At 56.2% G+C, this 23,757-nt stretch carries 20 protein-coding genes and 1 tRNA gene; 11 read left to right on the plus strand and 10 right to left on the minus strand.

Translation table 11 applies throughout. From position 1 onward, the window contains the following. The coding region (locus WBM93_RS03070; RefSeq protein ID WP_424428040.1) for a hypothetical protein at positions 1-386 on the plus strand (386 nt) is incomplete at its 5' end. 206 nt (positions 387-592) lie between these two features. Here the strand turns inward: WBM93_RS03070 and WBM93_RS03075 are convergent. Then, a tRNA-Thr gene (locus WBM93_RS03075) sits at positions 593-668 on the minus strand. A gap of 229 nt (positions 669-897) precedes the next feature. Between WBM93_RS03075 and WBM93_RS03080 the strand changes: the two genes are divergently transcribed. Both WBM93_RS03080 and WBM93_RS03085 read left to right on the plus strand, forming a co-directional pair. Continuing rightward, positions 898-2,235: a PAS domain-containing protein gene (locus WBM93_RS03080; RefSeq protein ID WP_424428042.1), complete on the plus strand. Its 1,338-nt coding sequence runs from the start codon at positions 898-900 to the stop codon at positions 2,233-2,235. A 195-nt stretch (positions 2,236-2,430) separates the two neighbouring features. Beyond that, positions 2,431-7,107: an NAD-glutamate dehydrogenase gene (locus WBM93_RS03085; protein ID WP_424428044.1), complete on the plus strand. Its 4,677-nt coding sequence runs from the start codon at positions 2,431-2,433 to the stop codon at positions 7,105-7,107. Here WBM93_RS03085 and WBM93_RS03090 read toward each other — a convergent pair. The 6 genes from WBM93_RS03090 to WBM93_RS03115 all read right to left on the minus strand — a co-directional run bounded on the left by WBM93_RS03090 (position 7,104) and on the right by WBM93_RS03115 (position 14,426). Continuing rightward, positions 7,104-8,309, minus strand: coding sequence for a DUF445 domain-containing protein (locus WBM93_RS03090; protein WP_424428046.1), 1,206 nt, complete (start codon positions 8,307-8,309; stop codon positions 7,104-7,106). The two genes, WBM93_RS03085 and WBM93_RS03090, sit on opposite strands and share 4 nt — an antisense overlap. Before the next feature lie 74 nt (positions 8,310-8,383). Further along, entirely contained in the window at positions 8,384-11,809 is a 3,426-nt protein-coding gene (locus tag WBM93_RS03095) for an efflux RND transporter permease subunit (RefSeq protein ID WP_424428048.1), read from the minus strand. Positions 11,810-11,836: 27 nt separating this feature from the next. Next, a complete protein-coding gene (locus WBM93_RS03100) occupies positions 11,837-13,015 on the minus strand; it encodes an efflux RND transporter periplasmic adaptor subunit (RefSeq protein ID WP_424428050.1) in 1,179 nt (392 codons plus the stop codon). 250 nt (positions 13,016-13,265) lie between these two features. Next, entirely contained in the window at positions 13,266-13,529 is a 264-nt protein-coding gene (locus WBM93_RS03105; protein ID WP_424428052.1) for a GlsB/YeaQ/YmgE family stress response membrane protein, read from the minus strand. 149 nt (positions 13,530-13,678) lie between these two features. Further along, complete coding sequence (locus WBM93_RS03110; protein WP_176280835.1) at positions 13,679-13,978, minus strand: DUF1153 domain-containing protein; 300 nt, start codon at positions 13,976-13,978, stop codon at positions 13,679-13,681. A gap of 121 nt (positions 13,979-14,099) precedes the next feature. Continuing rightward, positions 14,100-14,426: a hypothetical protein gene (locus WBM93_RS03115; RefSeq protein WP_424428054.1), complete on the minus strand. Its 327-nt coding sequence runs from the start codon at positions 14,424-14,426 to the stop codon at positions 14,100-14,102. Between the two features lie 195 nt (positions 14,427-14,621). Here WBM93_RS03115 and mnmA point away from each other — a divergent pair, with 195 nt between their 5' ends. After that, positions 14,622-15,755 (plus strand): tRNA 2-thiouridine(34) synthase MnmA, encoded by a 1,134-nt coding sequence (gene mnmA / locus WBM93_RS03120; protein ID WP_424428056.1) that lies wholly within the window; start codon positions 14,622-14,624, stop codon positions 15,753-15,755. A gap of 1 nt (position 15,756) precedes the next feature. On the opposite strand, the gene WBM93_RS03125 is transcribed toward mnmA, so the two are convergent. Further along, positions 15,757-16,125 (minus strand): hypothetical protein, encoded by a 369-nt coding sequence (locus tag WBM93_RS03125; protein WP_424428058.1) that lies wholly within the window; start codon positions 16,123-16,125, stop codon positions 15,757-15,759. Positions 16,126-16,139: 14 nt separating this feature from the next. On the opposite strand from WBM93_RS03125, the gene WBM93_RS03130 reads away from it, so the two are divergent. Continuing rightward, entirely contained in the window at positions 16,140-17,297 is a 1,158-nt protein-coding gene (locus WBM93_RS03130) for a serine hydrolase domain-containing protein (RefSeq protein ID WP_424428060.1), read from the plus strand. Here WBM93_RS03130 and WBM93_RS03135 read toward each other — a convergent pair. Next, positions 17,294-18,103 carry a PhzF family phenazine biosynthesis protein gene (locus tag WBM93_RS03135; RefSeq protein WP_424428062.1) on the minus strand — a complete coding sequence of 270 codons (810 nt, stop codon included), beginning with the start codon at positions 18,101-18,103 and terminating at the stop codon, positions 17,294-17,296. The two genes, WBM93_RS03130 and WBM93_RS03135, sit on opposite strands and share 4 nt — an antisense overlap. Beyond that, positions 18,100-18,675, minus strand: coding sequence for a pyridoxamine 5'-phosphate oxidase (gene pdxH / locus WBM93_RS03140; protein WP_424428064.1), 576 nt, complete (start codon positions 18,673-18,675; stop codon positions 18,100-18,102). Before pdxH ends, WBM93_RS03135 begins: the two co-directional genes overlap by 4 nt. Positions 18,676-18,722: 47 nt before the next feature. Here pdxH and WBM93_RS03145 point away from each other — a divergent pair, with 47 nt between their 5' ends. The 6 genes from WBM93_RS03145 to WBM93_RS03170 form a co-directional block, all read left to right on the plus strand. Next, positions 18,723-19,235 carry an ABA4-like family protein gene (locus tag WBM93_RS03145; protein ID WP_424428066.1) on the plus strand — a complete coding sequence of 171 codons (513 nt, stop codon included), beginning with the start codon at positions 18,723-18,725 and terminating at the stop codon, positions 19,233-19,235. 69 nt (positions 19,236-19,304) lie between these two features. Beyond that, positions 19,305-20,228 (plus strand): DnaJ C-terminal domain-containing protein, encoded by a 924-nt coding sequence (locus WBM93_RS03150; RefSeq protein ID WP_424428067.1) that lies wholly within the window; start codon positions 19,305-19,307, stop codon positions 20,226-20,228. Between the two features lie 18 nt (positions 20,229-20,246). Further along, the gene (locus WBM93_RS03155; RefSeq protein ID WP_424428069.1) at positions 20,247-21,182 is read left to right on the plus strand and encodes a YihY/virulence factor BrkB family protein; all 936 of its coding nucleotides are present in this window, start codon (positions 20,247-20,249) and stop codon (positions 21,180-21,182) included. A 65-nt stretch (positions 21,183-21,247) separates the two neighbouring features. Beyond that, positions 21,248-22,051, plus strand: a complete 804-nt coding sequence (gene fabI, locus WBM93_RS03160; RefSeq protein WP_424428071.1) for an enoyl-ACP reductase FabI — start codon at positions 21,248-21,250, stop codon at positions 22,049-22,051. 69 nt (positions 22,052-22,120) lie between these two features. Further along, entirely contained in the window at positions 22,121-23,188 is a 1,068-nt protein-coding gene (aroC, locus tag WBM93_RS03165; RefSeq protein WP_424428073.1) for a chorismate synthase, read from the plus strand. Then, the coding region (locus WBM93_RS03170; RefSeq protein WP_424428075.1) for a hypothetical protein at positions 23,185-23,757 on the plus strand (573 nt) is incomplete at its 3' end. The genes aroC and WBM93_RS03170, both read left to right, overlap by 4 nt.

The raw sequence follows: 23,757 nt of genomic DNA on the forward strand, positions 1-23,757 counted from the left end.
TAAGCTTCAAGCCTCAGGTCAAAGCGGAACGATCAGAAGTCTGCATTGATGCAAAACTGGCAAAGCAGGGCAGCGAACTGAAGTTCACGATTCCGCCCACGAACGTAAATATCAAGCCCGCTCCCAATCTGACATTACAAAAGCTGGTTGCCCAAGCCTTTGCGGCCCAAGACCTAATGCTTACAGGCAAATCCAATCCGGCACTTTCAGATTACAGCCGCCGGTATCTCGGACAGCTGGTTCGTATCTCCTGGCTTGCGCCAGATATCATTGCAGCCATTATGGATGGCACGCAGCCCGTTGATCTGACGGGTCGCAAACTCACCCGCGCCAATGCGATCCCGGTTGATTGGCCGAGTCAGAGGGAAATGTTCGGGTTCGCCTGAACGCTCAGCCCAAAATCTCAATGTGCATCTGACAGCCACGAAATCGGCCTGTGAGACACGCGCGATATTTCGGCCCATCTCGCCACCGACAAATGGTCTCTAGCCACCGTTTTGTATTCCGCAGTTTACCTAACCCTCGGAAGTTCGGGGACTAATCCCGACATTCTAACGGCAGCTAAATACTTGATATAAAAGGGAAAACTCGGTGGTGCCGCTTAGAGGATTCGAACCTCTGACCCCCGCATTACGAATGCGATGCTCTACCAACTGAGCTAAAGCGGCATCGCCGAAACGGATGAGCGTCGGCCCCATGCATTTTCGTTGATCGCGCGCCATTACCAGCAGAGCTTTGCCGTGACAAGTCCGCGCGGTCGATAATTCGAGCGGTCGCGGCACCCATGCTTGATTGTCTCCACCAATCAGGCCCGAAGTCATTATCAGAAAATTTACCATATATTTACCATAGGCGATGCATATCGATGTGGAACTAATGCAATTGCAGTGGGGAAGAATGGAAAACCTACGGAATCACGGCGAACTTGGCGATCAGGATACGGCTCCGGCACCTGACTACGCCGCCTATGAAGATGATGACGGCGCTGTGGAAGCGCCGCCAGCCATCGGTCAGGATGAACGCCGCATGCATGTGCGCGCCTATAATTTCTGGGCCGGCCTGCTGGGTGATCGACAATTTCCCAGCGTCGAAGATCTTGCGCCGGAATCCGACGAGGACTTCGGACCGAACAGCGTTTTGCTCGATTTTACCGATGGCGTTGAAAATCCGACAATCCAGTTTCTCGGCCGCGCGCTGCGCGAGGAATGTGAGATTGATGATTCAATCACCGCGATCGACGACGTGCCAGCACGTTCGCTGCTTTCGCGGATCACCGACCATTACTTGCAAATTATTGCCAATCAGGCCCCAATCGGCTTTGAAGCCGAATTCGTCAATCAGCGCGGCGTCACGATCATGTATCGAGGGATCCTGCTGCCCTTCTCGACCGATGATGACACCATTGATTTCATCTATGGGGTGATCAACTGGAAAGAAGTGGCCGCCGACGCCGTCCGGATGGAAATCGAAGACGAGGTGTCCGAAGCCATGCTATCCGCGCCGCCCAAGATTGCGGCCGGGCCGGTCTGGGAAGACGGTCCACATTCTGCCAATCTGGAAGAGCTCGAACTCACTCCGGAGCTGGAGATTGTGCCGGACTTTGCCGCCAATGAAGTCGTCGAGCCGCTCGACGACGATGCCAGCCTAGCCGACTGGTTGTGCGCAGCCCGCGACAGCGCCGTCAATGCGGCTGATTGCGTCGAGCGCAGCCGTGTGGCGCTCTATTCCGCGATCAGTCACGCCTATGATTTCTATCTGATGACCGAGCAACATCCGGAAGATTACCAGATATTGCTCGAAGATTCCGGACTGGTTGTCCAGGATCGCGCGCCAATGACGCCGATTGTGAAACTGGTGTTTGGTGCCCAATATGACAAAACCCGGCTGACCGAATATGCGACCGCACTGAAATATGCGCAGCGTAATGCGGTTGAAAAAGGCACGCTGGGTGACCTTCTCGGTCAGCATGACGGCGGCCTGAAAGCGATTGTCTATGCCGAACGCAAAGCAAACCGTCCGTCTGGTTTGCTATCCAAGGCCCAGTCAGTTGGCGAAGATCTGTTGGCCAGGCTCCGTTCGGCGCCGTCGCGACAATTGCAGGAAATTGACGCCGGGGACTCCGAATTTGTCGTGATCGTCGCTCGCAAGGATTTGAATGGTGAACTGACCATTGTCGGACCGGTACGCGGCAATGAAAAGCTCACCAGCCAAGCGCTCAAACATACCCAATTCTGATTGCTCCCGTTGCCGGATCGAACCCGCCGTTACGCTACGGCCCGTCAGGTATGTAACCAAAATATCACTATTTTCAATATTCCCCGAAACGCACCCGAAAAGGATTGGCTAACCTCTTGAGCGGGTGTGGGAATAGGCGCATAGCGTTGCCACGCCGACGGGATTCTGACTCGTCTGGATCCACTTGGGGGAATAATGGCAGTCAATCGCAAAGCAAAATCCAAGCGAACGAGCCAACCGGCCGACGGCCTCGAAAAGGCGCTGGTCGTAGCCTTTCGCGAAAGCGCGCTGCCGGGCGAAAATATAGGCTTTGATAAAAAAGCCTGCGAAGAAGCGGCACGATACACGTTGCAATGCGCTAACGAACGCCAGGGCAGCGAAGCCAGCCTATCGCTGGAGAGTGTAAGCGGCCACCAGAATCACAGACATCTGCGTCTCGCGATAGTCAATGACGACATGCCGTTTCTGGTGGATTCGGTTTGTGCCACTATCGCGGGGTTCGGACTGACCGTGGAGCGACTGATCCACCCGGTCGTCGCGGTGCGGAGGGATGCCAAGGGCCGTCTGATCGAAATTACCGAACAGGTCACCAGCGGTGAAAAACGCGAGTCCATTATCTATATCGAGCTCGAAAGGACCGACGCCCGTACGCGGCGGGACCTGGTCAAGGCCCTGCGCTCGAACCTCAAGGACGTTGCCGCCGCCGTGGCCGACTGGCTGAAGTTGCAGATCGTGCTGGGCGAAAATGCCGACGCGCTTCCGGAAGGTGAGGGCGCAACTTTGTTGCGCTGGTTCCTCGATCGGAACCTCACACTGCTTGGCCATGAAATTGTCAATGCCAGCGGAGAACGCAAGAAACAGCTCGGTCTGGCGCGGATGCGACCGCAGCCGATCCTGTCCGAAGAAAGCCGCAGGCGCGCTTTTGAATGGTTCGAAAATGGCGGAAAGTCGCCGCTCATCATCAAATCCAATCAGCTTTCAACCGTGCACCGCCAAGTCCTGATGGATCTGATCATTGTCCCGCTGAGGGAGGGGGCCAGGATCACCGAACTGTCGATTATTTCCGGTATATGGACCAGCGCCGCGCTTGCTGCCCCGCCGGAGAATATTCCCCTATTGCGCACCCAGCTCACCCGGCTTTTCGACAAGTTTGAGTTTTCCGAATCCGGCCATGCCGGAAAAAGTCTTACCCACGCATTGACGGCGCTGCCGCACGATCTCCTCATCACATTCGCACAGGACGATCTCGAAAAACTTGCGCTGATCTCGATGTCGCTGATCGACCGTCCGCGGCCCAAATTGCACAGCGTGATATCGCCGCTGGCCCGCCATTTGTTCGCCTTCGTGTGGCTTCCGCGCGAACAGCTCTCGACCGAACGGCGGCAAAATGTCGAGAATATGCTGACCGATGCGACCGGAGCGAAGATATTGAGCTGGTCCAATACGCTGGAAGAAGGCGGAGTATCGTCTTTGCGTTACACGCTCGACATGGGGGCCGATGGCAAAATTCCGGACCCTGATCTGCTCGATCAGGAGCTGGAAAACATGGTCCGGGGCTGGAAACCGGAAGTCGAGCGAAATTTGAGGGAAGCAGGGCAGGAAAACCGGGCTGCCGTGCTGGCCCAGCGCTATGCAAATTGTTTTCCGGGCACCTATCAGTCGACCTATGGCGCATTGGAAGCCGCGAAGGATATCATGCGTCTGTTCAGGCTCGAACGAGGCGGCCAGCGTTCGACAAGACTCTACCGGCTTGCCAGCGATGCCGAGCATCTGCTGCGGTTGAAAATCTATCATCTCGGAGGTGCCCTTCCGCTGTCCGATGCTGTTCCGACGCTCGAGAATTTCGGCTTCACGGTGCTCGAATCGGTTCCCACACCGCTGGACGACGGCCGGTTGGGCTATATTCACGACTTTTTGCTGGAGCTGCGTTCCGCGGAACGATGTGACAGTCTGATTGCCAGGTCCGATGAAATCGAGGCGGCGATTACCAGTGTACTGGATGGCGAAGCTGAAAATGACGGGTTTAACCAGCTTATCACCACCGCGGGCATTGACGCCCGCTCGACCGTATGGATGCGGTCCTGGTTCCGCTATTTGCGTCAGACCGGACTGAGCTATGGTCTGATTACTGTTGTCGAAGCCTTGGCCGAAGCGCCGGATGTCACCGCGGCGATGATCACGCTTTTCCGTGCCCTGCACGATCCGGATTTCGAAGGGGAGCGTTCAAGGGCAGCGAGCCTCGCGACGCGAGACGTCGACGCTGCTCTGGTCAGTGTTCACGCCATCGACGACGATCGCATCTTGCGGCTGTTCCGGGCGGTTATCGAATCGATCTTGCGGACCAATGCTTTTGTCTATCGGGCCGGGGAAGCGCTTGCCTTCAAGATCGAGAGTGCAAAAATCCCCGAATTGCCGGCCCCAGTGCCTTGGCGGGAAATATTCGTTTACAGTCCACGCGTCGAAGGCATCCATTTGCGGGCCGGACCGGTGGCTCGTGGTGGTCTGCGCTGGTCGGACCGGCGAGATGATTTTCGCACCGAAATTCTGGGCTTGATGAAAGCCCAGCGGGTTAAGAATGCGGTGATTGTTCCAACCGGTGCCAAGGGCGGCTTTTTTGCCAAGCAATTGCCGTCGGGCGACGATCGTGATGCGTTTATCGCGGAAGGTATCGAAGCCTACAAGATATTTATCTCCGCGCTCCTCTCGGTGACCGATAATATCGTCAAGGGTAAGGTCGTACCTCCTTCCAGGGTGGAACGTCTAGACGAAGATGACCCGTATTTTGTCGTGGCGGCCGACAAGGGCACCGCCAGTTTTTCCGATATCGCCAACCAGATCGCTATCGATCGCGGCTTTTGGCTGGGCGATGCGTTCGCCAGCGGCGGCAGCAACGGATATGATCACAAGGCGATGGGGATTACGGCTCGCGGTGCATGGGTTTCTGTCCAACGTCATTTCGCCGAAACCGGCGTTGACGTTCAGACCGCACCCATTACCGTGGTTGGGGTCGGCGACATGTCGGGCGACGTGTTCGGCAATGGCATGTTGTTATCGAAGACATTGAAAATAATAGCCGCCTTTGACCACCGGCATATTTTCATCGACCCTGATCCCGATTCGGGGAAAAGTTGGGTCGAGCGCAAAAGACTGTTCGAATTGCCGCGCTCAAGCTGGGATGACTATGACAAAAAACTGATATCCAAAGGCGGCGGCGTATTTTCACGCAATTCGAAGACCATCAAAATATCGAAACAGATTGGCAAACTGCTGGGCTTGCCCGATGAAGGCGAAACGACGCCATCCAAGTTGATGAGTGCGATATTGGCATGCAACGCGGATCTGCTGTGGTTTGGCGGCATTGGTACATATGTGAAGGCCGCGTCGGAGAACCATATCGAGGTCGGCGATCCGGCCAATGACAAGATCCGCGTCAATGCCGAGCAACTCCGGGTCAAGGCCATTGGCGAGGGAGCCAATATGGGCATTACCCAAGCCGCTCGTATCGCCTTTGCCGCCAAAGGCGGACGGATCAATACCGATTTCATCGACAATAGCGCCGGGGTCGATTGCTCGGATAATGAAGTCAATATCAAGATCGCGCTCAATCCGGAACTGGCCAGTGGCAAGCTGAAGCCTGATGCCCGCAATATCTTGCTGGAATCGATGACCGATGATGTCGGTGCGCTGGTTCTTGAAGATAACCGGCTCCAGGCATTGGGCCTGTCGATTGCCGAGATGGGCGGCACAAAAAACCTGCCCTCCTACGTCCGCCTGATCGATCAGTTTGAAGAACAGGGCCAGCTCAACCGGGCGGTTGAAGGACTGGCCAGCAATGAAGACCTGATCCGCCGGGGTCAGGAAAACAAGGGCTTGTACCGGCCTGAACTGGCCGTTCTGATTTCCACTGCCAAGCTGGCGCTGCAGGATGCCATCGAGAATAGTGATCTGGGTGACGATCCCGGACTGAACAGCGAGCTGCTCCAGGCATTCCCCGCCGCGATGCAGAAAGGCCATGAATCAGCCGTTCTCAATCATCAATTGCGCCGCGAAATTATTGCCACCAAACTGGCAAACCGGATGATCAACCGGCTCGGTCTGATTGATCCGTTCGAATTGGCCGAGGAAGAAGGCTGCTCCTTGGGAGAGGTAGCGCGCGCATTCGTTATGGCTGAACGTCTGTTCCACGCCGACCACCTTTGGCAGGCACTGGAAGTAGCCGAAATTGGTGAAGACATCAGAATCGTCCTGTTCGATCGTCTCGCTTACGTCCTGCGCTCGCACATGGCGGACCTGATGCGGATCGGGGTCTCCGATGACCGGATCGACGATACCGTCAATATGCTGTCCCCGGGCGTGACGGCGCTCAACGAGAATGTTGAAAATCTGATTACCGCCGAAGGACGCTTGCAGGCCGCAAAACAGGTGAAAGCGCTGGTCGAGGCGGGAGCAACGCCGGATATCGCCGCGAAGATCGCCAATATCTACAAGAATGATGGCGCGGCTGGCATCGCCTATCTCGCCCACAGCCGCGAAATTGATGCTCTGGATGTGGCCGTGGCCTTTACCACTCTGGGCAGCCAGCTTGGTCTGGACTGGGCGCAAATGACCGCCACCCGGATCAATCCATCCGATCCGTGGGACCGTTTGCTGGTGGCGGGGCTGGCTCGCGATTTTCAACAGATGCGGCTCGATTTTCTGCGTCGGACCCGGGGCAAGGATATGCCGCAATTTGTCGAAAGCTGGGCCGAACGCAACATCGACCGCGTGGCTCAGTTCAGAAAGATCATGGACCGGGCACAGCAAACGTCAAAGCCATCGATCGCGATGCTGGCACAAATCGCGGGGCAGGCGCGTCTGTTGCTTTCGCGCTAGATCCAGAATCCCAGAAGATGGAGTGACACACCGACCAGTCCGCCCACCAGAGTGCCGTTCACCCGGATGAATTGCAAGTCGCGGCCAACCGCATTTTCCACCCGGTCGGTAATGGTCTGGGCATCCCAACCGCGGACAGTTTCCGACACCAGCGTGACGATATTGTCACCGTAGCTGGCCACGACACCGATGACGGCACGCCGGCCGAACCGGTTGATCTGGCGATTGAGCAGCTTGTCCTGTTGCAGACTGTTACCCAGCTGAATCAGTGCTTCGCCGAATTGGCCGGCAAGCGCAGCGTCGGGATCACGGGCTGCCCGAAGCAGCGCTTCCCTGCCCCGCTCCCAGATTCCGTCGAGCCACGACGCGATTGCCGGATTTTCGATTATCTCGAGCTTCCATTCGTTCACTTTTTGACGAAGATCCGGATCGTGTTTCAGCTCGGTTGCCAGTTGCCGCAGGCTCTCCTCTGTCTTGGCGCGGACCGGATGTTTAGGGTCTGCGGCCATGTCGGCGAGCAGCTTGTAGAGGCCGTCGAGTACCTCGTTGGCAACGCGGTCATCCAGACCGGTCCAGCGCATGACCGCATTGGCGCGGTCGGTCACGACTTTTCGAATTACCAGTTCATTGGTGTCCAGCGTACGATAGGCCCAGCGGATAGATGAATCGATCAGCGGACCATGCCGCTTTTCAGCCATCACCGCCTCGAGAATCTGCCCCATTGGTGTCGCGATGTCGAGGCCGACGGCCTGATTCTTGAAGGCGCCTTTGAACATTGTCCCGAGGCGATCCTTGTCGAGCGACCCAATAGCATCGCCCAAAAGTCGCGATGCGCCGAGCTTGAGTCTTCCTTCTCCTCCGCTGGGAGATTTCAGAAAGCGGCCAATGCCGCTGGCCAGATCGACATTTCGCATTCGTTGCGCAACCAGGCGTGAGATCAGGAAATTGTCCTTGAGAAAATTGGCCAATGTGTCGCCGATCCGGTCCTTGTTTCGCGGAATGATCGCGGTATGCGGTATAGGGATGCCCATCGGGTGGCGGAAGAGCGCGGTGACGGCGAACCAGTCGGCCAGACCGCCGACCATTGCAGCCTCGGCGAAGGCGCGAACAAAACCGAGCGCCGGGTGGACCGCTTCATAACTTTTCGCCGCAAAATATATGATCGCCATGACCACCAGCATACCGGTGGCGATAATCTTCATATCGCGCCCACCATTCATGGATTTCGTGGCAGAGTTTGCCCCGCTTCCGCTACTCGTTTGTGACGAAATTGGCTTCACTCGGCGGGCTGGACCTCTGCATCGGGCCGATCATGGCGGTCATCACCCGGTTTATAGGTCAGCATCTTGTTACGCAGCCATGGTCCGGCCCGTCGTTCGAAGCCGTCTGCCAGACTAAAACCTGCGGGAACAATAACCAGTGTCAACAAGGTCGACACAATCAGACCACCAATCACAACTATCCCCATCGGCGCACGCCAAGCGCCATCGCCGGTCAGGGAAATAGCGGTCGGTATCATTCCGGCCGTCATGGCCACGGTGGTCATGACAATCGGCTGGGCACGCTTGTGCCCGGCATCCATGATCGCTTCGAATTTCGGCACGCCTTTCTGCATTTCCTCGATCGCAAAATCGATCAACAGAATTGAATTCTTACTGACAATGCCGAGCAGCATCAGCACACCAATTAGCACCGGCATGGACACCGATGTGCCCGTGGCCCAAACCAATAACATACCGCCGAGCGGCGCCAGTGCCAGTGAACCCATGTTGACCAAGGGCGACATCAGCCGCTTGTACAGCAAGACCAGCGTCGCAAAGACAAGCAAGATGCCGGCGATCAACGCGATCATGAAATTGACCGCCAGTTCCTGCTGCCACTCGTCTTCGCCAAAGGCTTCGTTGGACACACCGGTGGGCAGGTTCTTCATGATCGGCAATTCGAAAATTTGCGCCATCGCCTCACCCTTGATGACTTCGGGCGCGAGATCGGCACCGACAAATGTCCGGCGGTTCTGGTTGTAGCGCTGGATAGACGTCGGCCCGGAGCCGAAGCTTACCGTGGCGACGCGGCTGAGCGGAACCGTGCCTCCGGTCGCAATCGGGATCGGCAAACTTTCGATGGTCGTCAGATCCGCGCGCGATGCGAGCGGCAGCATGACGCGGATCGGAATCTGACGATCAGATAGCGAAAATTTCGCGGCGTTCTGATCAATCTCGCCCAGTGTTGCGATCCGGATTGTCTGGCTCAGCGAGGCCGTGGTCACGCCGAGCTGGGATGCAAGGTCCATGTGCGGAGTGATGATGATTTCAGGTCGGCTGAGGTCGGCGGCGATACGGGGAGCGCGGACCAGCTTGAGGCCTTTCATCTGTTCCACCAGCTGGGCGGCGGTGGCGTCCAGCAAATTCGGATCCGATCCGGTCAGCATGATCGAAATATCGCGTCCGGTCCCGCCGCCACCATTTTGTGACTGGAACGAAATCCGGGCATCAGGGATTTTCTGCAGTTCCGGCGACAGGCTGCGCTCAAATTCCATCGAGGTTTTCTTGCGATCTTCCTTCAAACTGACGAAAACCGTTGCGTTGGTTTCGCGAACGCGCGTCAGCGCGCGGTCAACCTCGGGCTGGGCATACATGAGTTCCGACACTTGGTCGGCAATTTTTTCGGTCTGCTCAAGTGTGGTGCCAGGCACGACCTCGATCTGGATACGACTATTGTCCTGATTGGTCGTCGGTTGAAATTCACTCGGTGTGATTGCGAACAATATGACCGTCAGGCCGAAAGCGACGACGCCGGTTGCCATCATCCAGATACGATGATCATGACCCCGAGCCCGAAAGCGGCCGGCGCGATATGCATACCAGTCGGCAAAGCGGCTACCCAGCATTCCGGTCGTCTGCCGGATTATATAGGCCAGCAAAGTTGCACCTGCGGCTCCAGCAGCGATTCCGGCGATCAACCCCAAGATTGCTCGCAAAAAGTCACTTGGTATCAAGGTCGGCAGCAGTCCGTAAACAAACATGCCGAGAGCGAAAGCAATGCCGACAAAGGCCGCTACGATCAGAGTGAACAACAGGAAGCCGACAAGATATTGCCACCATGCGGCTTTGGCAGGAACAAGGGTCTGCCGAATGCGATCAGCGGCCGAACGGTCCAATACCCATTCCAGCAAGCGCATATACCGGTCCATCCAGATGCCTTCGCCATGCTCCGCCTGGCCATGTGACTTCAGGAAATAGGCGGCAATCATTGGCGTTATCATGCGGGCGACCGCCAGACTCATCAGCACCGATACAACTACGGTGATACCGAAGTTCTTGAAAAACTGACCGGATATGCCCGGCATCAGTCCGACCGGCAGGAATACGGCTACGATACAGAAGGACGTGGCGACAACCGCAAGGCCAATCTCGTCTGCGGCATCAATCGACGCCTGATAGGCGGATTTCCCCATACGCATATGGCGCACGATATTCTCGATCTCGACAATGGCATCGTCGACCAGCACACCTGCAACCAGCCCCAGTGCCAGCAATGAGAGAAAGTTCAGATTGAACCCGAGCAGGTCCATGAACCAGAAGGTCGGTATCGCGGACAATGGTATGGCAATGGCTGAAATCACCGTTGCCCGCCAGTCGCGGAGGAAGATGAAGACGACGACGACGGCGAGAATGGCGCCTTCGATCATCGCCAGCATCGAGCTCTTATATTGTGATTTGGTATAGATAACGCTGTTGAAAAGCGGGATGAATTCGATGCCCGGAACTTCCGCTGAAATCTTGTCCATAATGACAACCGCTTCATCATAAACCGTTACATCGGAAGCGCCGCGCGCGCGGGTCATCGAAAAGTTGACGACCTCTACGCCCTTGACCTTGCTGATGGAACTGCGTTCACCGAAAGCGTCGTTCACTTCTGCAACATCGCTCAACTTGATCGTCTGCCCATTGCCCAGGGATATTTGCGTCTGGGACAAGTCGTACGCATCGTCGGCATTGCCCAGAACGCGGACGGATTGCCGGGTGCCACCCACTTCTGCCCGGCCGCCGGCAGCATTGATGTTGACCTGGCGCAACACATTGTTGATCTGGCTCGCTGTCACGCCGAGCGCCTGCATCCGGTCTGGTCGCAGGATCACCCTGATTTCTCTGTCCACGCCGCCAAAGCGGTCGACTTCGGCCATTCCATCAACGGACAGCAGACGCTTGGCGACTGTATCGTCGACGAACCAGCTAAGCTGTTCGACGGTCATGTCGTCGGCCTTGACCGCAAAAAAAGCGATCGGGCCACCTACGGCGTCGACCTTCGACACTTGCGGTTCCAGAATGCCTTCCGGCAGGGAGCCGCGAACCTGATCGACCGCATTTTTCACTTCGTTGACGCTGTTGTTTACGTCCGCGCCAATTTCAAATTCGACAAATGTGCTGCTGCTGCCTTCGCTCGCGGTAGAGCTGATATTCTTGACGCCGCTGATCGAACGGACCGCTGCCTCCACCCGCTGGGTGATCTGGCTTTCAATCTCTGTCGGCGCAGCGCCTGGCTGTGAAATGCGCACGGAAACCGCCGGAAATTCGACGTCCGGATTGTTCACGACATCCATACGGTTGAAGCTCAGCAATCCCGCAAACAGAAGTGCGGCAAAGAAAACCAAAGGAGCGACTGGATTGCGAGTGCTCCAGGCGGAGATATTGCGAAGATTCATCGATCAGGCCTCAAATTTGCGCACGACTCATCCGCCGCCAGCTTTTTTCTGGACTTTTGGCTGAACGGTTTCACCGGGACTCAGGAAACCGCCTGCTCGCAGTACAACTCTCTCGTTTCCGTTTAGACCGGAGGTCACGGAAATCCCCGCCGCAGTTGTTGCACCGATCACCACATCGCGCCGAACAGCCTTGTTGTCCGCCCCGACGATATAGACAAAGCTTCCCTTGCTGTCATTCTGCAAGGCAGATTCAGGCAATACGGCAACCTCGGATGTTCCGCTCTTGATCCGCGCACTGGCAAAGCCACCGGGCCGCAACGCGCTGTCATAGCCCAGTGAAATTCTGGCGATACCCTGACGCGACTGCGGGTCGATGACCGGCGATATCTGCCAGACCTGTCCTGTCAGGACCTTGTCGGTACCGACCGGGGTGACTTGTGTGGAAATGCCCACCGAAATATTGGCCAAATCGCTTTCGCCCAGCTGAGCTTGTAATTCCATTTCCCCGTTTTGCGCCAGCAGGAAGAGAACACCGCTGCCCTGGGTCACCGTTTGTCCGGGCTCGACATTGCGTTGCAATACGAATCCCGTCTTGGGCGCCACGATATTCAAGCGATTGTTGCGGGCACGGGTTTCGTTCAACTGAGCCTGTGATACCCGCAGCCGCGCTGCGGCGGAATCGCGGGTGGCTGTCAGCCGGTCAATATCGGCCTTGGAAATAAAGCCACGCTCCACCAGCTGTGTGGCACGATCGAGATTTGCCTGCGCCAGATTGAGATCGGCGCGAGATACGCCTACCGATGCTTCGAGGCTTGCCGCTTGCTGGAATTGAACCGAGCGGTCGATACTTGCCATGATCTGGCCCTGCCTGACCCAGTCCCCGGCGTCGACATAGACATTGGTTACACGGCCGCCCTCGCCGACGACGCTGACCGGAATCTCCCGCCGCGCTGCCAGCGTTCCGGTTGCATTGATTGTTCGCGTAACCTGCTGTTTGCCAGGAGCCATGACCGTGACCATAGGTGCCTGACTTGCGGCCTCTTCATCGCCCGCAGCTCCGAAAAAATAATTATAGCCAATATAAGCCAGCAGAAGTGCGACAGTGACCGCCGCCGCAATAATCAGCGGACGGCGGTTGGCCGCGCGCTGTACAGGGTCGTCCATAATCGTGATTTCATCGCTGGGAATGGTGGATTCATAGTTCATTTTTTTACTCTTCGGTCAGGCCCATATCGCATTCTTGCACTGCGATACACAAAAGAATCGCTGATTTTCCGGTCAATCCAATAAATACTGACTGTGTTACATCAATATGGCACTGGCAGCAAGCCGGAACAGTATTCTGCCAGTTTTACAAGCTGTGGTTCGACCAACGACCGATAATATCATATGAAAGGGCCGATTCGAGAACGAGCCGGCCCTCCCAATTTTCCCACATTATTCGAAAAAAAGAGGTTTAACGCACCCGTCCGCGCTGAATCAGGTTCAGTATCAACAACAGCACCACGGCACCGACAAAAGCAGTGAACAAGCCGATGATCGAAAATTGCTGAATACTGCCGCCAAAGCCAAAATAGCTGCCTACGAAATTACCGATTACGGATCCGATAATGCCGACAACGATGTTCCAGAAGACACCCATTGAGGCATCACGCCCCATCACCATGCTGGCCAGCCAGCCTGCAACGCCACCGACAATCAATGCAATAATCCAACCCATATGTACCTCCTGATTGTATGCGTGCGTGGTTTCTTTACGCTCGCGATTAGCGGGACATAGAGGATTTTCCCTTTGATTTGAAGAAATAAAAAGGACCGCCGGAGCTTGTCCGACGGTCCTGTCAAGGATTCGAGACTGGGGGGCGTCCGTTAATATTTCTGCTGACGCTCGTACAAGTCTCGATAATGCTGAATCCGCGTGACCCGCAGGCCCGGCATTCCCGACCGGTCCACAGCGCGCTGCCAGGAAGCAAATTCTTCCAGCGACAGATCATAGCGGTCGCAAACTTCATCTACGGTCAGCAGGCCGCCATTGACCGCCGCGACGACTTCCGCCTTGCGACGAACTACCCAGCGAGTCGTGCCGGGTTTCGGCAAATCACCTATGGTGAGTGGTTCACCCAAGGGACCGACAACCTGCGCTGGTTTTATTTTCTGGTTTTCAATCATACTACCCTCAATTTTTGCCTGTTGGCATTTGGCCCTGTTTTCCGTTCCGTCTGGTCTTCGTAACAGCAGAGCTTTTCGATTACCTGAATTGCCAAGGTAAACGCCGCGTTCATAAATTCGGTTATCCATCCCCGTCGTGGAACTGGCGATACGCCAGATCCGGCCTGAAGCAGCCGGTTCCAAACAATTTTGTGTCGTCGTGACCGGCCATGTCCGATCGTACTCTTCCGGCGAAAAATGCCATCCTGTCGTCCATGAAGGAGCCACGAGTCATCGCTCCGGGATTAGGACATCCCTTACTGGCCGCGATATAATCGCGCGCTGACCGGCTGGAAGCCTGCCGCGCGATGGATTCGGCGAACAAAGTCCGATGATCCGCGACCTGTGAGGCAATAGCAGCGCCTTCTTTCGCTGCTGTCCATTCCAGCTTCTTATGGGGGAAGTTCATTTCCATAGACGCCGGTCTAGCAGCGAAGATATAAGCTAGTGTAAAAGGGATGTTCACACAGCCTTAGGACTGATTAAGCAATCCTTCCTTGAATGGGCCCCATTCGTGCCAAAATGGACCACATCAGGACGCAACAGGAGAAAAACTCGCAGCGCTGGCGCAAGTCACCGGATTTCTTTAGGGACTGCAATTGTTATGACAGACAGAATCAAAGAAAATTTCCAGCTCGGCGACGATCTGACGGGCAAGCGCATAGTTGTAGCCATGTCGGGCGGAGTCGATTCGAGCGTTGTGGCGGCCCTGGCTGCGCGTACCGGAGCGGAAACCATCGGCATTACACTGCAACTTTATGATCACGGGGAAGCCGTGGGCCGGGTCGGCAGCTGCTGTGCCGGACAGGACATTCGCGATGCGCGCGCGGTGGCCGACAGGCTGGGCATTGCCCATTATGTTTTTGACCACGCCAGCCGGTTCAAGGATTCGGTCATGGATGTCTTTGCCGACGAATATATGGCGGGTCGAACACCGATCCCCTGTGTGCAGTGTAATATGGGAGTCAAATTTACCGACCTGTTGCAACTGTCCCGTGAACTGGGTGCCGACTGTCTGGCAACCGGTCATTATGTTCGCCGCGTCGCGACGCCGGGTGGGTCCGAATTGCACCGGGCTCACGATCCGGCACGCGACCAGAGCTATTTCCTGTTTGCGACAACCCAGGATCAGTTGGATTATCTTCGTTTTCCACTTGGCGATATGCCCAAGACACAGGTTCGCGAAATCGCCGAAGACATGGGACTGGCGGTTGCCTTCAAGCCAGACAGTCAGGATATCTGCTTCGTACCCAATGGTGATTATGCCAGTGTCGTGCGAAAACTGCGTCCGGATGCGGACGATGATGGCGAGATTGTCCATATCGACGGAACGCCGATGGGACGGCACAAGGGGCTCATCCATTATACGGTGGGCCAGCGCAAGGGACTGGAAATTGGCGGGCAAGCCGAGCCGCTCTATGTCATTCGGCTGGAACCGGAAGCGAAACGCGTTATTGTCGGCCCGAAAGCGGCTCTGGCGGTCGCGTCGGCTTCTCTTCGCGACATCAACTGGATCGGCGGTGACTATGCTGGCCCGGTCGAGGTGAAGGTTCGTTCGATGTCGAAGCCGACTTTGGCCCGCTTGGAGGGACAAAAGCTGGAATTTCACAATCCGGAATTCGGTGTGGCGCCCGGCCAGGCAGCGGTCTTCTATCACAAGGAGCGGGTTTTGGGCGGCGGCTGGATTGAGTCAACCGATGCGGTCGAGCAGCAATGGTTGGCGGGCGTCGAAGTCTGACTTAATCAGCTTGCAGCTGCGCATCGGTCAGCATCACGCAACCCCAGCCTTCGCGAAACTCCGCCGTGGCCGATTCGATCAACATCGCGGAAGCCGTCACCCGTTTGCGTTCGTCGTCCAACGACAAGCTGATCACTTCCATGCCGGGTTCGAAGTCCTTGCTGCAATCATCCATATCCCGTCCACCGACATAGTGGCAGGAACAAGCTACCCGCGCGCCATAAGCTGTGCCGACATCGAGTTGGCCTTTGATGAAGCTGAAATTATATATGAACAGCGCGATCAGGATGAATAGGAACAGGCCCACCACATATAGCGCAACGCGTTTTCTGGAGAGAGGGGCTCGGGATGTGCCTTTTAAAGTTGCCATAGCGGCTTCTATTGGTGCAACGTCGCAAGATGCACAAGATTAAAGTCGCCTTCATACCAGCCCTGATGCTCGCCCTTTCCGCGTGCGGAGTAACAGGAGAACCTGAAGCACCGCCTCAGAAAAATGCTGCGGAACTCGCCTATATCTCGGATGACAGTCCGATTGCGAAGATGCGGCTGGATGCGCAAATCGCACCACTGTTCGAAGACCCGGCGATGGCGGAGACGCGAGCCTTTCTGATCATGTACCGGGGAAGGGTAATCGCTGAGCGATATGGTGAGGGCTATGACGAGGACACAAGGTTCATCAGCTGGTCGATGGCAAAAAGCTTCACCGGGGCATTGATCGGATTCTTGGTCGCAGATGGTCGTCTGGTGCTGGATGATCCCGCTCCTGTGCCCGCGTGGCAAAGGCCCGGTGATCCGCGTGGTGACATCACTCTTCGGCATTTGCTCCACATGTCATCGGGGCTCGATCACACGGAAGTGGCTGGGGAGGACGGGAAAACAGTATTCGAAGCGGATACCAACCGGATGCTGTTTATGGATGGCGCGCAAGATACGGCCGCTTATGCCGAAGCCCGCCCGATGGAAGCCAAGCCGGGCGAGAAATTCGAATATAGCAGTGCCACCAGTATCATTCTTGCTGACATCATCACCCGCACCCTCACCAACAGCACCGACCCGCAAGTCCGGCGCGATGTCACCCTGCGCTTCATCCGGGGGCGACTGCTGGAACCCTTGGGAATGGACGGCACCTATCCGGAATTCGATCAGAACGGCACGTTCCTCGGTGGCAGCATCATCCAGGCGACGGCACGCGATTATGCCAGGTTCGGAGAATTTCTGCGCCACAATGGTGCCCGAAAAGGCGCGCAACATTTGCCGGTCAGCTGGGTAAAGTTCATGAAAACATCGTCGGAAAATGATCCGGCCTACGGCGGTCATATCTGGCTCAACAAGAAACGCCCCGATGGCCGTAATAAGGTGCTGTTCCCCGAGAGTGGCCCGGAGAGCATATTTGCCGCGCTTGGCCATCTCGGCCAGCAGATCGTGGTTTCACCCGAACAACAGCTGACTGTGGTTCGGCTTGGCAAGACTCAGGATGATGTCCTCGCGCCGATGAGCGCCCAGATCGGCCGGATCATCGCTCTGTTCCCGATAAGAAGTTAGACGCCGGCCTGCGTGAGGCGAAACATGCCTTCCACGACGGTCACACATTTTCCGCCCAACCAGGCGCGGTCGCCGTCGAGACGGCAATTCACATGACCCCCGCGCTGGCTCGCCTGATAGGCAGTGAAATTGTCGCGGCCCAAATGCTCGGCCCAAAAGGGCGTCAGGACGGCATGAGCCGACCCTGTCACACTATCCTCGTCGACCCCGCCTCCCGGCACGAAAACCCGGCTCAGCACATCGGTTTCCGTGCCCGGCGCGGTGCAGATAAATTGCGCGTTTCCTAGCACAGCGAGCGCTTTCAAGTCCGGCTGGAGGGCCAGCACATCATTGGCACTGCTATAGCGGAGAACATGATAGCGCCCTTCATGAAACTGGGTTTCGAGCGGGCTTCCACCAACCAGCGCGACAATTTCCGGCATTGCCTTCGGCGAGGGAGGATAGGCTGGCAGGTCCAGTGCATAACCGTCACCATCGCGTTTTACGGTCAATATGCCGGCTTTTTGTGTCCGGAACGTAACCTGCTGCCGCTCAGGTTCCTGGGACAAAATTATATGACCGCTGGCGAGCGTCGCATGACCGCAGAGCGCGATTTCTACCGTCGGCGTAAACCACCGCAGCTCGTACTCTGCATCACCGCTTGCATCCGGAAGGTAAAAAGCAGTTTCGGCAAAATTATTCTCTTCACCAATCGCTTGCAGTATCGAGTCATCGAGCCAGCTATCGAGCGGCATCACTGCTGCCTGATTGCCGGTAAAGGGTTGGTCGGCAAAGGCATCGACGTGATAATAAGGCAGATTTGTCATGGGTAGAGCAGTCCTTGGGACCAGCCATCGCCGCTGCGAGAAAACACGCGTCGTTCATGGAGTCGATGGGCCTGATCTTGCCAGAATTCAAAATGTACAGGCGTAAGGCGATAGCCCGACCAGTGCGGCGGACGTGGCACATCTCCGCCGTCGAACCGCTTGGTCATTTCAGCAAAACGGGCCTCGAAGGTTGCGCGGCTTTCCAGTGGGCGGGATTGGTCCGATGCCCAGGCCCCCAGCTGCGAATCCCGGCCTCGGGTAGCAAAATAGGCATCTGCTGTGGCGGCTGAAACCATCGAGAGAGATCCTTCAATCCGGATTTGACGCCGCAGGCTTTTCCAGTGAAACAATATTGCGGCTTTTGGATTCTCGGCAATATCGTTCGCCTTGCGGCTTTGTTGATTGGTGTAGAATACAAAACCGTCAGGGCCATGGCCTTTCAGCAATACCATCCGCGCCGATGGCTGCCCGTCGGCGTCGGCAGTGGCAATTGTCATCGAATTGCTATCATTGATCTCGGTTTTGCGCGCTTCGGCGAACCAGCTCTCGAACAGGGAAAAAGGATCGGTCATGGCAAGTCCTCTAACATCCGGCGGACCGCCCGCAAACAAACAAAAAATTGCCCCGCGACAAGGCTGAGAATTCTGCTAAAAACAAAAGAAAGGGGGGCATGGTGGACTGGGATCTCATTTTTACAATTACCAATATCTTCGCGATTGCGATGTGGCTGATTCTGTTGTTTGCGCCACGTGGTGAGCCTGTCATGACGGGATTATTCTATGGCGGGGCTGGCCTGCTGGCCGCAAGCTATGCGGTGATCATGATTCCGTTGATGCTCGGACTAATCGACAGCGGGGCCGACGGAAATATGGATTTTTCAAGCCTGGCCGGCGTCCAGCAATCGCTTTCTAGTCCGAGCGGCGCAACCATTGGCTGGATTCACTATCTGTCCTTTGACCTGTTTGTCGGTATTTGGGTTGCGCGCAACGCCGATAAATACGGATTTGTCCGCTGGGTACAGATACCTGTCTTGCTGTTTGTGTTCTTGTTGGGCCCGTTGGGACTGGTTCTTTACCTCATGTTGCGTTTCACGCGGCACAACAAGGTTGCAGATGCCGTTATGCCCGAATAAGACAGTGGAGTTGAAAATTGGCGGAAAATGCCAATCTCTACATGATAAGGATTTGAAAAAGGGCATATAATGATTGATCCCTATCAAGCATTGGGTGTTGCCAAGGGCGCGAACGAGAAGGAGATCAAATCCGCCTATCGCAAGCTCGCCAAGGAACTGCACCCTGACAAGAACAAGGATAATCCCAAGGCGACGGAGCGTTTCTCCGACGTTACCAGGGCCTATGACCTGTTGCTGGACAAGGACAAGCGCGCGCAATTTGACCGCGGAGAGATCGACGCGGAAGGCAATCCAACCGCCCCATTCGGCTATGGCGGCGGGGGAGGATATCAACGCGGACCGGCGGGGCAACAGCATGATTTTGGTAACGCCGGCGCGGATTTTGGCGATATTTTTGAAGGTCTTTTTGGTGGAGGCGGCGGGCGTAGCGGTGGTTCGCCGTTCGGTAACCGCCAGCGCAGCGCACCGCCACCCAAGGGCGCCAACGTCGCTTATCGGCTGAAGGTAGAATTCATCGCTGCTGCGACGCTGCAGAAACAACGCATCACGCTTGAGGATGGCAAAACCATCGATCTCAGCCTCCCCAAAGGAGTTGAGGAAGGCACGCAGATGCGCCTCAGTGGCAAGGGCCGCGTCGGTCCGGGAGGCAATGGCGATGCGATCGTGACCATCCATATCAACCCGCATCCCTTTTATGATCGCGATGGTGACAATATCACGCTCGAACTGCCGATCAGTCTGAAAGAGGCAGTGGAGGGAGCCAAGATCAAGGTTCCTACCGTGGACGGGCCGGTGATGCTTTCGATCCCGGCCGGATCGGATTCGGGCAAGACGCTACGGCTGAAAAACAAAGGGTTCCACGGCAAATCCGGGACCCGCGGAAACCAGCTGGTCACATTGATGATCACTTTGCCGGAAAAGGATCAAAAGCTCGCAGAATTTGTGAAAGACTGGAATCCGCAAGACAATCCCCGCGCCAGCATGGGCGTATAGGCTTGCGCCGGAAACTCCATGTCTGAACTCTCTCCCGAGGCCCGCCGTCAGGACCAGAAAAAGTCAGGTGCTTCCGGCAATCGAGCCGGCGAACATCTCGCCGATGAAGGTCTGGTTCGTCGGGCCTTGATAGTCATCGAGCGTACCGCAGTGGGCGTCTATTATGACGGATTTACTTTTGCCGGAAATTTTGCCTACATGTCGCTGCTCGCGGTGTTCTCCTTCTTCATTGTTGCTGCTGCTGTGGTCGGGGGTTTTGGCCAGACCGCTGTCGGCACCGATATTGTCGAGGCTTTTCTGGTGACGGTTCCGCCATCGGTCGCTCGCGCGCTACATGGTCCGATCAGCGATGCGATGACCGCACGGACCGGGCCTTTGCTCTGGTTTAGTGCGATCGTCGGGCTGTGGACGACAACCAGCCTGATCGAGACGATCCGGGGAATTCTCCATCGCGCCTATGGTGTACAGGCACAGCGCTCCTTCTGGGAATATCGCCTGACTTCAACCATTCTCATTCTCTTCTCGGTGTTCTTCGCCATGCTGGCGCTGAGCGCACAATTCGTGGTGGCCGGTGTCAGCGGGTTCCTTGGCACATATTTCCCGGCCATTGAAAGCGGTGTACTTTGGCTCTCGCTTTCCAATGTGATACCCTTTTTTGTGCTTTTCGCGACGCTCTACCTTCTGTTCCGTCTGCTCACTCCCCGCCAGTATCGACCTCGCCGATATCCCAAATGGCCGGGCGCCGTGTTCACTAGCGGCTGGTGGCTGTTGATCACCGGCCTGTTGCCGGTTTTCCTCAAATATGCGGCAAATTACCAGCTGACATATGGTAGCCTCGCAGGCGTTATCATTACGCTCATCTTTTTTTATCTCGTCGGCCTTGGCATGGTAATCGGCGCAGAGATCAACGCTGCGTTGGCTGAAAGACCCTCGAGCGAGGAGATTGGCAAATGATCCGCTGGAAAATCAACTGAATACAGTTTATTGGCGGCATAGTCGGATTTCGGGAGATAGTAGCGATGAGTGACTTAATGAAGGGCAAGCGAGGCTTGATCATGGGGCTTGCCAACAACAAGTCGCTGGCCTGGGGTATCGCACAACGGCTGGCTGCAGATGGTGCGGAACTCGCGATCAGCTACCAGGGCGAGGTGATGGCCAAGCGTGTCAAACCGCTCGCAGAACAACTGGATTGTGACTTTCTGATAGACTGCGACGTCAGTGACATGGATCAGCTCGACGCAGCGTTTGCCGAGATCGAGAAACGCTGGGGCAAGCTGGATTTTGTCGTCCACGCGATCGGCTTCACCAACAAGGAAGCGTTGCGCGGTAAATATTTCGATGTGACCCTCGATGATTTCCTGATGACAATGAACATCAGCGTCTACAGCTTTACCGCTGTGGCAAAACGCGCTGCGGCGCTGATGAGCGCTGGTGGATCAATGCTTACATTATCCTATTATGGTGCCGAAAAGGTGATCCCGCACTATAATGTTATGGGCGTAGCCAAATCCGCGCTTGAAACGTCGGTAAAATATCTAGCGAATGATGTCGGTCCTGATGGAATTCGGGTGAACGCGATTTCTGCCGGACCGATTAAAACACTGGCCGCCTCCGGGATTGGCGACTTCCGCTATATTTTGAAATGGAACGAACTGAACGCACCGCTGCGGCGCAACGTGACAATTGACGACGTGGGCTCCTCTGCTCTCTATTTTCTGTCCGATCTTTCCGCTGGCGTCACTGGAGAAACGCATCATGTCGATGCAGGATATCATACTGTTGGCATGAAGCAGGAAGACGCGCCCGATATCGCGCTGGATTGATCATTCCCGTTTTTTCGTGAATGATCGTTTCGCAAACAGAATTGAGCCTATCAACGCGGAGAGCCAGCTTTGAGTTTCAACATCTTCGGTCACGCCTTCCGCTTTTCCACCTGGGGAGAAAGTCACGGACCAGCGCTTGGTGCGGTGGTTGATGGCTGTCCGCCCGGACTGATGCTGAGCGAGGCGGATATCCAGCCTTTTCTCGACGCGCGACGGCCCGGCCAGTCAAAATATACGACCCAGCGCAAGGAGCCCGACCAGGTCAAAATCCTTTCCGGCACTTTCGAAGGCAAGACCACTGGTACGCCGATTTCGCTAATGATCGAGAATGTCGATCAACGATCCAGGGACTATAGCGAAGTCGCCAAAGCCTATCGCCCCGGTCATGCCGACTATGCCTATGATCAGAAATACGGATTTCGCGATTATCGCGGGGGTGGCCGGTCCAGCGCGCGGGAAACCGCGGCCCGGGTTGCGGCTGGTGCCGTCGCAAGGCTGGTGATTCCGGGAGTGACGGTCCGGGCATGGGTTGCCGAAATCGGCGGCGATGCGATTGATCCTGCGAACTTTGACGCCAGTGAAATCGGCAAAAATCCATTTTTCTGCCCCGATGCGGTGGCCGCGAAACGCTGGGAAGCGCTGGTCGACGGGGCCCGCAAGGATGGCAGCAGTCTCGGCGCAATTATCGCCTGTGAGGCGGTCGGCGTACCCGCCGGATGGGGCGCGCCGGTCTATGCCAAGATGGACAGCGAGATCGCTGCTGCGATGATGACTATCAACGCGACCAAGGGTATCGAAATCGGCGATGGTTTCGCCGCCGCCCGTCTGCGCGGCGAAGAAAATGCCGATGCCATGCGACCGGGAGAAAATGGTCCCGAATTTCTTGCCAACCATAGCGGCGGCACGGCTGGCGGGATATCGACCGGCCAGCCGATTTTCTGCCGCGTGGCGTTCAAGCCAACCAGTTCCATATTGACGCCGGTCGAAACGATCACCCCTCAGGGCGACGCGACCGAAATATCGACCAAGGGCCGTCACGATCCTTGCGTTGGTATCCGAGGCGTTCCGGTGGTCGAGGCGATGATGGCACTGGTCCTTGCCGATCAGAAACTGATGCACCGGGCGCAATGCGGATGAATAGTCTGTTGAAACCAGCAGCCGGGTTGCTTGCCCTGCTATTGTCGACCGGGGCTATAGATGAAAAGCCCCGGCTTACCTTTGCCGGACTGGGTCCCATCCAAATCGGAATGAGTGAAGCCGCGCTCCACACGCTTGGTTTCAGCGATCCTTATCGATCGGCCGATTGGCAAAATGACGAAGAATATGCGGCTTGCCACTATCTTTCAAACGAGGCTGAATATCCTGGCGTTGGTTTCATGATCAATGATGGCAAGCTCGTGCGCATTGGCATCCATCCCAATGATACCGGCATCATCTGGCAGACACTTTCCGGCGCGACAATCGGGATGACCGAGACAGAAGTTGCCGCGATTTATGGTGACTGGTTGCAAATCGACTATCATCCCTATCTCGGCGATGCCGGGTCCTATTTGATTCTCCAATCCGGTGACGGTCGCTACAAGATGATATTCGAAACCGCTATCGAAGATGGCGGCGATGAGCAACATTTCTCTGCGCCGTCTCAGGGTTTCAATGCCGAGAAATCTGTCACCGATTTCCGCGCAGGTCTGGCTGGACCTGTGAGC

It is taken from the genome of Parasphingorhabdus sp. (assembly GCF_049667325.1).
Classification (GTDB): domain Bacteria; phylum Pseudomonadota; class Alphaproteobacteria; order Sphingomonadales; family Sphingomonadaceae; genus Parasphingorhabdus.